The sequence below is a fragment of the Aeromicrobium sp. genome, assembly GCF_049586495.1.
Lineage (GTDB): Bacteria > Actinomycetota > Actinomycetes > Propionibacteriales > Nocardioidaceae > Aeromicrobium.
Window position 1 is genome coordinate 1 of record NZ_JBAVCB010000219.1, and the last position, 11,332, is coordinate 11,332.

Here is an 11,332-nt window from a genome sequence, read left to right on the forward strand (position 1 = left end):
CTCTGGTGCTGTTCGTGCGCGCCGTCATGCTGTGGGTGTGGCCGCCCGTGGTGGCGCGCACGGACACCGAGAGCGTCACGCTCGGCGGCCCCTTGACCATCCGACCGGTGTCGATCACGTGGACCGACGTCGAGAACGTCTCCTCCGACGCCCACCGGATGTTCCTCGACCGGGGGGAGTCGGTGCTGGCGTTCCCACTGGCCTACGCCGGCGAACGGGGGCCGGACCTGCTGCGCGACGTGTACGACCGGCTCAACACCGCGCACGGATACCGGCGCTTCGAGCTGGACTGAGCGACCGGGAGCAGGGGGTGGATGCTCCCCGATTCGTCGTCTCGGTGGTCGGCTCGGTACCCTTCTCAGGTTGCCTGCTTCGGCGGGCAGCGTGGAGATGTCGCATAGTGGCCTAGTGCGCCCGCCTGCTAAGCGGGTTGAGGTTTAAACCTCTCGCGGGTTCAAATCCCGCCATCTCCGCTGGACAGCAGAATGCACGAATCAAGATGACCAGCCGCTCACGTGGCTGGTCGTTCTGCGTGTAGGGACACCGTCGTGCCCCGTGCTGGGTCACCTGCGGCTGACGACGGTCTCTGCTGTTCGCCACCGCCACGCCACGACGAGCCCCGCTGCGATGCCCGCGCCGATCGTGTTGGCGACGACGTCGCCCAGCGAACCGGTTCGTTCGGGACGTGCGAGTGCCTGCGCCAGCTCGATCAACACCGAGAGCGACGCTGCGAGTGCGGTGGCGCACAGCCAACCCTGCCGGGGCAGCAGCACCACGAGGAAGATCCCGAGCGGCATGAAGAGCAGCGCGTTGGCCGCGGTCTCGCCGACACTGTAGGCCGCTGTCGGCGTGAGGTCGAACATGCTGGCCAGCCACGTCGTCGGCGGGCGGTGGGCCAGGTCGAGGCTGCGGTCGACGTGGGTGGGCCACAGGCCGATCAATGACAGCGAGATCAGATAGAGGGCGCCGGTCCCGATCACTGAACGTCGCGGAAGCATGCGCCGATCCTATGGGCGGCCGAACGACCGGCGACCCGTGTGCTGCTGGTCGCCTTCGTAGTCTTGGCTCCGTGCTGGCCGTCGGTGTGCTCACGCACGTCACGCTGCCCGGTGTAGTCATCAGAGCAGCAGCTGCCCACTAGGGTCGTCGCGTGACCATCAGGATTGCTGTCGTCGGACTCGGCTACGTGGGCTTGTCCATCGCAGTCGTGCTGTCTCAGCACCACGACGTCGTCGGGTTGGAGATCGACGCTGAAAAACTGCGCGAGCTCAAAGCCGGTCGCAGTCCAATTCAGGACGATCAGATCGAGGCGTTCTTGGCCCGAGGTGACCTGCGTCTGACCTTTACCAACGATCCGGCAGTGGCCTATTCCGGCGCCGAGTACGTCGTGATCGCGACACCGACCGACTATGACGCGGAAACCAACTACTTCAACACCAAGAGCGTCGAGAGCGTCATCAACGCAGTGATCGACCATGTGCCTACCGCCACGATGGTGATCAAGTCGACCATCCCGGTCGGGTTCGTCCGTGACGTCCGCGAACGACTCGGCACCGACAACGTGATCTTCTCTCCTGAGTTCCTGCGCGAAGGCAGCGCTCTCTACGACAACCTGCACCCCTCACGCATCGTCGTCGGCGAGCGGAGCGATCGCGCCAAGCGCTTTGCTGAGCTGCTGATCGAGGGCGCCGTCACCAAGAACTGCCCCGTCCTGCTGACCGAGCCGACCGAGGCCGAGGCGATCAAGCTGTTCGCCAACACGTTCCTCGCAATGCGAGTGGCCTACTTCAACGAGCTCGACTCGTTCGCGATCAGCCACGCCTTGTCGACCCGTCAGATCATCGACGGCGTCGGCCTCGACCCGCGCATCGGCACCTACTACAACAATCCGTCGTTCGGCTATGGCGGCTACTGCCTGCCCAAGGACACCAAGCAGCTGCTGGCCAACTATCGGGACGTCCCGCAGACCCTGATCGGCGCGATCGTCGACGCCAACAGGACCCGCAAAGACTTCGTCGCCGCCGACATCCTGCGTCGCGAGCCCAAGGTTGTCGGGATCCACCGACTGATCATGAAGTCAGGGTCGGACAACTTTCGTGCCAGCAGCGTGCAGGGCATCATGAAGCGGCTCAAGGCCAAGGGCATCGAGATCGTGGTCTACGAGCCCGAGCTGCCCGAGGGCGAATTCTTCGGGTCGCGAGTCATCCGCGACCTAGAGGAGTTCAAGGCCGTTTCGTGCCTGATCGTCGCCAATCGGTTGGCCGACGATCTCGACGACGTGCGAGATCGCGTCTACACGCGCGACCTGTTCGGGTCCAGCTGATCCGTATAGGTGTGGTCGAGAGCAGCTCGACCTCCGTGGGCGAGCAGCGCGAGCTGGTGGGCGCCCCTAGCGTCGACGCGGGGGTGAACGACCGCCAGATGGGTCGTTGCCATGGGCGGTGTCGGGCCACTCGGACCGCGCTCAGACGCCGAACGACGCCAGACTGCCACCACGGGCCAACGGCGACATGAGGCATTCAGCCAGCTTCAGGCCAGCAACTCCGACAAGATTGCCCACATGCGAGTCACTCACCTCAATTGCGGATCGATGCACCCGCCGACGATGTCCGAGATCATCTGTCACGTCCTGCTGTGCGAGACCGACGACGGCCTCGTGCTGATCGACAGCGGGCTCGGCCGCCACGACTTCGCCACTCCGAAGCGCATGGGACCTGCCCGCTTTGTGCTGCGCCCCGAGCCCAACGATGCCAAGACCGCGGTGGCCCAGATCGAAGCACTCGGTCACGAGGCTGCTGACGTCACACACGTCGTGCTGACCCACATGGACTTCGACCACATCGGCGGCATCGCCGACTTTCCCGGCGCGACGATCCACACCACCGCCGCCGAGCACGACTGGGCTGTTGTGCACCCGGACTTCGTGTCCAAGCAGCGCTACGCGCAAGAGCAGTGGGCGCACGGGCCGATCTTCGCCACCCACGCCGGCCCGGGCGACGTGTGGCAGCACGGAATGACCGGCATCGAGGTGCTGCCCGGCATCACCTACGTCCCCATGCCGGGCCACACCCGAGGCCATGCCGCGGTCGCGGTCGACGCGGGGCCGCGCGGCCTGCTGGTGCATGCTGGCGACGCCGTGTTCGACGCTAGTTCTTACGCATCGACGTCCCCTTCGGGGACTCCGTTGACCAGGATCGGCCGGTTTCGCGCGTTCGAGAAGATGATGGCCGACGACCGCAGCAAGCTTGCCGGCAATCACGCGGCACTGCGCCGGCTGAACGATCAGGATGGCATCACCGTGCTCAACGCCCACGACAAACGTGTCTTCGACGATCTCGCCGCCGTCTGAGGGCTGCTCCGTGCAGCGGATGCAGCAGCGCACCGTCACGACCCACCGCCACCGTCTTGGCGCGCTGATGTGGATCGTGAGGCCGGCGTACTTCGCGGCGGAGATCGCGGTCGCCGCTTGGAGCACTGCGCGGTACAGCTTTGTCGACAACACGATCAGCGACCTAGGCGCTGTGGAGTGCACGTCGATCCAACGCTTCGGCGATGCGGTGCCGGTGTGCTCGCCGGCCCACGATCTGCTCAACGCCTCCTTCGTCGCGTTTGGCGCCCTCATGGCGCTCGGTGCAGTGCTGCTGCACGGCCGATTCGGTCGTGGCTGGCTGGCCATGGCGCTGACGGCACTGCTGGTCGTGTCGGGCGTGAGCTCGATCGCGACCGGACTGACGCCGCTGGATCTGTATCGCGACGGCCATGTCCTGGCAGCGGGCCCGCTGTTCGTCGCGCAGCCCATCGCGCTAGTCGTGCTGGGTCTGCTGGTACGAGCGCGACGACCACGGACTGGCTCGGCCCTGATCGCGACCGGTGCCCTGTGTGGTGTTGCTGCGGGTGTGTTCATCGGCGTCGATCACGCCGTCGGCGTCACCGAACGGATGGCGTTGTGGCCGGTCTTCGTCGCCCTTGCGGTCGTCGGGGTGCAGGAGCTGCGCAGCGCCGGCACTGACACGTGAAACGCCCCGGTCTCGCGGCGCAGAGCCGGGGATCGGGGCGTTTCACGTGACAGATGTTCAGAGCCCGAGGCGAGCCTTCAGACCGTCCAGCTCGGTCCAGAGGACGGCCGGCAGCGTGTCGCCGAACTTCTCAAACCACTCGTTGATCTGCGGGATCTCAGCGGCCCACTCGTCGACATTGACCGCCAGCGCCTTCTCCAGCTGTTCGGTGCTGACGTCGAGTCCGTCGGTGTCGATCGATGACGCCGGCGGCACCATGCCGATCGGGGTCTCGATCGCCTCGACCTTGCCCTCGACCCGCTCAATGACGTACTTGAGAATGCGGCTGTTCTCGCCGAATCCAGGCCACAGGAAGCCACCGTCGTCATCGCGACGGAACCAGTTGACGTAGAAGATCTTCGGAAACTTCGACTCGTCGTTGTTCTTGGCCATGCTGATCCAGTGACCGAAATAGTCGCCCGCGTCGTAGCCGATGAACGGCAGCATGGCCATGGGATCGCGGCGGACGACGCCAACAGCGCCGGTCGCAGCCGCGGTGGTTTCCGATGACAGCGTGGCGCCCATGAAGGTGCCGTGTGTCCAGTCGCGGGCTTCGGTCACCAGCGGGATGGTCGTCTTGCGACGCCCGCCGAACAAGATCGCGTCGAGCGGGACGCCGTTCGGGTCGTCGTACTCCGGCGCAAGAATCGGACACTGTTTGATCGGCGTGCAGAAGCGGCTGTTGGCGTGGCTGGACAGCTGGTCGCTCTCGGGGGTCCAGTCGTTGCCCTTCCAGTCCGTCAGGTGGGCTGGCGGTTCGTCGGTCATGCCCTCCCACCAAACGTCGCCGTCGTCGGTCAGGGCGACGTTGGTGAAGACCGAGTTGCCCTGCTCGATGGTGCGCATGGCGTTGGCGTTGGTGTCCCAGCCGGTACCCGGAGCGACGCCGAACAGACCGAACTCGGGGTTGACGGCGTAGAGACGCCCGTCATCTCCCACCCGGATCCAGGCGATGTCATCGCCGATGGTCTCGACCTTCCAGCCCGGAACGGTCGGCTCGACCATGGCCAGGTTGGTCTTGCCGCACGCGCTCGGGAAGCCGGCGGCGATGTACTTGACGACGCCTTCGGGGTTGGTGAGCTTGAGGATCAACATGTGCTCGGCCATCCAGCCGTTGTCGCGGCCCATCACCGAGGCGATGCGCAGCGCGTAGCACTTCTTGCCCAACAGGGCGTTGCCGCCGTAGCTCGACCCGTACGACCAGATCATGCGCTCCTCGGGGAACTGCACGATGTACTTGGTGTCATTGCACGGCCACGGCACATCGGCCTGCCCGTCGGCCAACGGGGCGCCAAAGGAGTGCAGCGCCGGCACGTAGTCGGCCTCGGTCTCCTCGATCTTGGTCAGCACGTCCCGGCCGATGCGAGCCATGACCGTCATCGAGGCCACCACGTACGCCGAGTCGGTGATCTCGACCCCGAACATCGGGTGGTCGGACTCCAGGTGGCCCATCACGAAGGGGATGACGTACATGGTGCGGCCCTGCATGCACCCGTCGTACAGGTCGGTCATGACCTGCTTCATCTCATCCGGAGCCATCCAGTTGTTGGTCGGGCCGCAGTCCTTCTCATCCACCGAGCAGATGTAGGTGCGGTCCTCGACCCGAGCCACATCGGTGGGATCGGACGCGCAGTAGAACGAGTTCGGCTTCAGCTCGTCGTTGAGGCGCTTGAACGTGCCGGTCTCGACGAGCGTGTCGGTGACGTTCACCCACTCCTCGGGGGAACCTTCGCACCAGTAGATGTCGGACGGCTTGGTGAGGGCGGCCACCTCGTCTACCCAGTCCTGGAGCTTGGCGTACGTGGATCGGTACGTGGTGCTGATGGAGTCTGCAGGCATGTATGAACGTTTCCTTCTCGCGCATCGCGGGCCAGGCGAACAGCACCGCACTTCCGAGCCTGTCAGGGCTCGGTCAGCTGATGGTTGATGGGCACGTCACCGGAGGTGACGATCCCATGACTTTACGCGGAGTCGCTGGCGAAGGGTAAGGGCAGGTGGGTGAAGATGGTCACATCATCGTGTGGCGCCTGCAGTTCGAGCGGACCAGGTTTTTTCTGCCGGCTGGGTCACGCTAGACTCGTCGGGTTCCGTTCGCGGGACGGGCGCCTGTAGCTCAACGGATAGAGCATCTGACTACGGATCAGAAGGTTTGGGGTTCGAATCCCTACAGGCGCGCAGAAGACCCCGGCCGACCGTCACGGTTTGTCGGGGTCCTTTTCATGCTGCGGATGGCAACAACATCGCGGGTCAACACCGCGAAAATGCAGCTCGATGATCGACAGCCATCCGATCGTGACCCTCGCCCCAGCGCTGCTCGCGGTCGGGCTCGTGCTCGCCACGCGCCGGGTGTCGTTCGATCTGGCTCTGAGCGGGATCTCTGACCGGGCTGGATGCAACGCGCCGCAAAGGTCCGCTGGCCCGCCGGTCACGGCAATCGGCGACAACTGGCGACCACTGCAAGGCAGCGATAGCGTGTCGACCCGCACGCGCATCGATGCGGGGAGGGGCCCATGGCCACCAAGACGAGCGACGCCGACCGTGGCAGTGGCTACGACACCGCCAAGGTGATCCAGCTGGCCACGGTGGCCGCGCTGGGCGGATTCTTGTTCGGGTTCGACACCGCCGTGGTCAACGGCGCCGTGGGCGCGATGCGCGACGACTTCCAGATGGGTGCGGGCCTGACAGGCTTTGTGGTCTCCTCGGCGCTGCTGGGCTGCATGGCCGGGGCTTACGGGGCGGGCCAGCTGGCCGACAAGATCGGCCGGCTCAAGGTGATGTTCATCGCCTCGGCGATGTTCACGATCTCCGCCATCGGCTCAGGCCTGGCCTTCGGCCCGATCGACATGATCGTGTGGCGGGTGATCGGCGGCGTCGGCGTCGGCGCAGCCTCGGTGATCGCCCCGGCCTACATCGCCGAGATCAGCCCGGCAAAGATCCGCGGCAAGATGGGCTCGCTTCAGCAGATGGCCATCGTCACCGGCATCTTCATCGCACTGCTGTCGGACTTCGCCTTGGCTGGAGCCGCCGGTGGCTCGGCGAACGAGCTGTGGCTGGGGCTCGAGGCGTGGCGCTGGATGTTCATCGTCGAGGTGCTGCCCGCTCTTGCCTACGGCGTGCTCGCCTCCACGATTCCGGAGTCCCCGCGCTATCTGATGGCGCTGGGCGAGGAGTCCAAGGCCCGCGAGATCCTCGGGCTGGTGCTGCATCGCGGCGTCGACGAGCGGATCAAGGAAATCAAGCGCACCGTGCAGCGCGACCGCAAGCGGTCCTTGTCAGATCTGACGAAGCCGGCCGGTGGACTGCTGCCCATCGTCTGGATCGGTGTCGGGCTCTCGGTGTTTCAGCAGCTCGTCGGCATCAACGTGATCTTCTACTACTCCTCGACGCTGTGGCAGGCCGTGGGGTTCACAGAGGAGGACGCTCTCATCCAGACCGTGATCACCTCGATCACCAACATCGCGGTCACGATCGTCGCGATCTCGTTGATCGACCGCATCGGGCGCCGGATCCTGCTGATGGTGGGCTCGGCCGGCATGACGCTCAGCCTGGGCACGTTGTGCTTTGTCTTCAGCCAGGCTCCGATCGTGACCAGCGCCGACGGAACGTCTGGACCTGAGCTGGGCGACACGTCAGGCGTGGTGGCCTTGCTTGCCGCCAACATGTTCGTGGTCTTCTTCGGCATGTCGTGGGGCCCTGCGGTGTGGGTGCTGCTGGGAGAGATGTTCAACAACAAGATCCGAGGTGCCGCCCTCGGGCTCGCAGCAGCGGCGCAGTGGCTGGCCAACTTTGCGATCTCGACCACGTTCCCGTCGATGGCTGCGCTCGGTCTGTGGTTCGCCTACGGCTTCTACACCCTCGCCGCTGCCGTCTCGCTCGTGTTCGTCTTCAAATTCGTGCCCGAGACCAACAACGTCGAGCTGGAGGACATGAGCTGACCGACGCCACCGGCCGGGTCACCTCAGCAACGGGGGTCGGACCCGAACAGGGCCGAGGAATCGTGCCAGGAGCACCGAGGTGATCGATCCGGCAGCCATGACCGACGCGAGCACGACGATCTGAAAACGGCCTGCCTCCAGAGGCGAGACGCCACCGAAGATGGCGCCGACGAATGCGCCAGGCAGAGTGACCAGCCCAGTGGTTTTTGTCTGGTCGGTGGCAGGGATGAGGGCCGAGTAGACAGCAGCGCGGGCCAGCCGGATTGTCGACTGGCGCGGGGTTGCGCCCAGTGCGAGCCAGCCCTCCACCTCGTCCCAGTGTTCGTTGATCGATTCGTTCAGCTGGCGGCCGGTGAGGGTCGCGACGGCCATGGCGTTGCCGATCACGATCCCGCCGATGGCCAACCCGTATCGCGCAGACGGTTCCAGTGCCCCGGTGAGGAAGACGATCGCCAAGGTCACGCCAATGCCAGCGGCCATCGACCCGGCGAGCAGCATCAGGCGACGACCGCTCCACCCGATGCGACGGGTGGCGGTGATGGCCGCGACCGTGAACATCACCAGCAACGCCAGTGACACGTAGAAGCCGCTGCCAATGACCTGGCTGAGGACCAGACTGATCAGTGCCAGCTGGATCGCGCCGCGCAGAATCGCCCACGAGGGAGCCAACGGCCGCGGCGCCCGCGCGCTCCACAGAACGGCGATCGTGACGGAAACCAGCAGTCCGACACCGAGCGCTGTCGGCATCAGGAGGTCGAGTGCAGGCATGGGTGGAGCCTAAAAGACAGGTCAGAGCCGCACGATCACCTCCTCCAGCGGCTTGCGAGCCAGGGCGGGTACCTCCGCGCCGTCAGCGGGATACCCAACTGGAATCAGCAGGAAGCCGCGCTCCTCGATCGGCCGAGCGAGGATCTCGTTGAGGAACTTCATCGGACTGGGGGTGTGAGTCAGGGTCGCGAGGCCGGCCTGGTGCAGAGCGGCGAGCAGAAATCCCACCGCGATCCCGACGGATTCCTTGACGTAGTAGGGCTTGGGCGAATGAGGTCCGCGGTGCACCTCGAACACCGCGATGACGGCGGGCGCGTCGGTCAGGAACGGCTTTTCGGCATCGGTGCCCAGAGCCCTCAGCGCAGCCAACCACTCCGCGGAGGCCCGGCGTTCGTAGAACTCACGCTCCTCGGCCTCGGCTGCGTCGCGGAGTCGGCGGCGCACCTCCGGGTCGGTGACGACCACGAAACGCCACGGCTGGACGTGTGCCCCGCTGGGCGCGCTGGCCGCCGCCCGGATGGCGGTCTCGAGCACGCCGTCGGGAAGGGGCGTGTCGGCGAAGTGGCGCACGCTACGGCGGCGCTCCAAGTGCTCCGTAAAGGTGGCGACGCGCTCGCGCGCAGCGTCGGGGCTAACGCCGAGGTACGGCGCTGGGATCATCGCAGGTCCATCGCTCATGTCGGGCAGTGTGTCAGCAGCGCATGAGACATGTCTGAAACACCGGACCGGCAGACTGGCTCCATGACGTCGCAATCCAGGGCCACCGAAGAGATCCTCGAGTCGGACCGCCGCGAGCCCGACGCGGGATCGTTCAGCGGCGGGGTGTCCTCGGATGCAGAACACGCCGCCCTACGGGGCTCGGTTCGCCAGTTGACCACGCTGCTCGGCGAGGCCCTCGCCCGCCACGAGGGCGATGAACTGCTCGACCTGGTCGAGCAGGTGCGCGGGTTGGCTCGACAACCCGACGATACCGACCTGCGCGCGCTGCTCGACGATGTGGACGCCGCCACGGCCGTGGTGCTCGCCCGGGCGTTCACCGCCTACTTCCAGCTGGTCAACATCACCGAGCAGCTGCATCGCTGGCAGGAGCTGACCGGCGAGGGCGAAGGTCCGCTCGCCGGTACGGTCGACCGCATGGCGGCTGCGCTGGAGGACGGCAGCCTGACCCGTGACGTGTTGATCTCGGTGCTCGAACGCATCGAGTACCGCCCCGTGTTCACGGCGCATCCCACGGAGGCGAGCCGGCGCTCGGTCCTGCGGCTGTTGCGCAAGGTGGCCGAGGCCGTCCGCGCGGCCGAGGACCCCCGGGTGCCTCCGTCACAGCAGGCCGGTGCTGAGCGCCGTCTCGCCGAGCTGGTCGACCTGTTGTGGCAGACCGACGAACTGCGCGTCGTGCGACCCGAGCCGTCTGATGAGGCACGCACGGCCGTCTACTACCTGCGCTCGATTGCTTCGGAGGTGGTGCCCGGATTGATGGAAGAGCTGGACACCCAGCTGGGCCGGATCGGCATCAAGCTGCCGATCGAGGCGCGGCCACTGCGTTTTGGCACCTGGGCCGGGGGCGACCGCGATGGCAACCCCCACGTGACCCCCGAGGTCACGCTGCAGATCCTGCACCTGCAGCACGTGTCTGGCGTGTCCGAGCTGGTCGAGGCCGTCGACGAGATCCTGACCGAGATGACCGCCTCGACACGCATCGTCACGGCGTCTGCGGCACTGACCGCGAGCCTGGCCGACGACGCCGCTGCGCTGCCGATCACGTGGAACACGATCCGCCGACTCAACGCCGACGAGCCCTACCGCCTCAAGCTGAGCTTCGTTCGCGTGAGGCTTCTGCGGACCCGCGACCGGCTGGTCAACAACACCGCCCACGAGCCGGGCCGCGACTATCTGTCCTTCGACGAGCTCATCGCCGACCTGGCGGTGGTGCGGGATTCGATGCTGGCTGATGGCGATCTGCTGACCGGCGACGGGGCGATTCTGCGACTGATTCGCACCGCCGTCACGTTCGGGGCTGGACTGGCCACGATGGACGTGCGTGAGCACTCCGAGAAGCACCACGCCGCGCTTGCCGAGCTGTACGCGCGGCTCGGCGATGACACGTACGCCGATCTCGACCGACCTGCCCGGATCGAGCGACTCAGCGCAGAGATGATGTCGGGTCGACCACTCACTGGCGTCGGGACCGGTGGTCTCGGCGAGGCGGCGACCGGGTCGCTGAACCTGCTCCAGACCATCAGCACGGCCCTTGACACCTACGGTCCGGACGTCATCGAAACCTACATCGTGTCCATGACGCACGACGTCGACGATCTGTTCGCGGTCGTCGTGCTGGCCCGCGAGGTCGGACTGGTCGACCTCACCGCAGCGGTAGCCACCTCCCGCATCGGCTTCGCGCCCTTGTTCGAGACCGTGGACGAGCTCGAGGCCGCCGGACCGTTGCTGGAGGCGCTGCTCAGCGATTCGTCGTACCGCCGGATCGTTGCCGCGCGGGGCGACGTGCAGGAGATCATGCTCGGCTACTCCGACTCCTCGAAGGACGCCGGCATCGCTGCCTCGCAATGGCAGATCCAC

10 protein-coding genes and 2 tRNA genes are annotated in these 11,332 nt (G+C 66.1%); 8 read left to right on the forward strand and 4 right to left on the reverse strand.

The annotated features are described in order from the left end of the window. On the forward strand, window positions 1-293 hold a 293-nt coding region (locus WB508_RS11605), incomplete at its 5' end, for a hypothetical protein (protein WP_423845041.1). 93 nt (window positions 294-386) lie between these two features. After that, a tRNA-Ser gene (locus tag WB508_RS11610) sits at window positions 387-473 on the forward strand. Between the two features lie 90 nt (window positions 474-563). Here WB508_RS11610 and WB508_RS11615 read toward each other — a convergent pair. Next, a complete protein-coding gene (locus WB508_RS11615; RefSeq protein WP_423845042.1) occupies window positions 564-998 on the reverse strand; it encodes a VanZ family protein in 435 nt (144 codons plus the stop codon). A gap of 158 nt (window positions 999-1,156) precedes the next feature. On the opposite strand from WB508_RS11615, the gene WB508_RS11620 reads away from it, so the two are divergent. The 3 genes from WB508_RS11620 (at window position 1,157) to WB508_RS11630 (ending at window position 4,016) form a co-directional block, all read left to right on the forward strand. Then, window positions 1,157-2,323, forward strand: a complete 1,167-nt coding sequence (locus WB508_RS11620; protein ID WP_423845049.1) for a nucleotide sugar dehydrogenase — start codon at window positions 1,157-1,159, stop codon at window positions 2,321-2,323. Between the two features lie 237 nt (window positions 2,324-2,560). Further along, on the forward strand, window positions 2,561-3,349 hold the full coding sequence (locus WB508_RS11625; RefSeq protein WP_423845043.1) for an MBL fold metallo-hydrolase: 789 nt from the start codon (window positions 2,561-2,563) through the stop codon (window positions 3,347-3,349). Between the two features lie 19 nt (window positions 3,350-3,368). Beyond that, entirely contained in the window at window positions 3,369-4,016 is a 648-nt protein-coding gene (locus WB508_RS11630) for a DUF998 domain-containing protein (RefSeq protein ID WP_423845050.1), read from the forward strand. A 57-nt stretch (window positions 4,017-4,073) separates the two neighbouring features. On the opposite strand, the gene WB508_RS11635 is transcribed toward WB508_RS11630, so the two are convergent. Further along, a complete protein-coding gene (locus WB508_RS11635; protein WP_423845044.1) occupies window positions 4,074-5,894 on the reverse strand; it encodes a phosphoenolpyruvate carboxykinase (GTP) in 1,821 nt (606 codons plus the stop codon). Window positions 5,895-6,157: 263 nt separating this feature from the next. On the opposite strand from WB508_RS11635, the gene WB508_RS11640 reads away from it, so the two are divergent. Beyond that, window positions 6,158-6,230, forward strand: a tRNA-Arg gene (locus WB508_RS11640). Between the two features lie 335 nt (window positions 6,231-6,565). Continuing rightward, window positions 6,566-7,990, forward strand: coding sequence for a sugar porter family MFS transporter (locus WB508_RS11645; protein WP_423845045.1), 1,425 nt, complete (start codon window positions 6,566-6,568; stop codon window positions 7,988-7,990). 18 nt (window positions 7,991-8,008) lie between these two features. Here WB508_RS11645 and WB508_RS11650 read toward each other — a convergent pair whose 3' ends face one another. Both WB508_RS11650 and WB508_RS11655 read right to left on the reverse strand, forming a co-directional pair. Next, window positions 8,009-8,758 (reverse strand): ABC transporter permease, encoded by a 750-nt coding sequence (locus WB508_RS11650; RefSeq protein ID WP_423845046.1) that lies wholly within the window; start codon window positions 8,756-8,758, stop codon window positions 8,009-8,011. Between the two features lie 21 nt (window positions 8,759-8,779). After that, window positions 8,780-9,436, reverse strand: a complete 657-nt coding sequence (locus tag WB508_RS11655; RefSeq protein ID WP_423845047.1) for a nitroreductase family protein — start codon at window positions 9,434-9,436, stop codon at window positions 8,780-8,782. 63 nt (window positions 9,437-9,499) lie between these two features. Here WB508_RS11655 and WB508_RS11660 point away from each other — a divergent pair. Beyond that, on the forward strand, window positions 9,500-11,332 hold a 1,833-nt coding region (locus tag WB508_RS11660), incomplete at its 3' end, for a phosphoenolpyruvate carboxylase (RefSeq protein ID WP_423845048.1).

What these genes read in the sequence shown, in the direction of transcription:
- WB508_RS11615 (WP_423845042.1), bottom strand. Translation starts at nt 998, where the DNA reads ATGCTTCCGCGACGTTCAGTGATCGGGACCGGCGCCCTCTATCTGATC.
- WB508_RS11625 (WP_423845043.1), top strand. Translation starts at nt 2,561, where the DNA reads ATGCGAGTCACTCACCTCAATTGCGGATCGATGCACCCGCCGACGATG.
- WB508_RS11630 (WP_423845050.1), top strand. Translation starts at nt 3,369, where the DNA reads ATGCAGCAGCGCACCGTCACGACCCACCGCCACCGTCTTGGCGCGCTG.
- WB508_RS11635 (WP_423845044.1), bottom strand. Translation starts at nt 5,894, where the DNA reads ATGCCTGCAGACTCCATCAGCACCACGTACCGATCCACGTACGCCAAG.
- WB508_RS11645 (WP_423845045.1), top strand. Translation starts at nt 6,566, where the DNA reads ATGGCCACCAAGACGAGCGACGCCGACCGTGGCAGTGGCTACGACACC.
- WB508_RS11650 (WP_423845046.1), bottom strand. Translation starts at nt 8,758, where the DNA reads ATGCCTGCACTCGACCTCCTGATGCCGACAGCGCTCGGTGTCGGACTG.
- WB508_RS11655 (WP_423845047.1), bottom strand. Translation starts at nt 9,436, where the DNA reads ATGAGCGATGGACCTGCGATGATCCCAGCGCCGTACCTCGGCGTTAGC.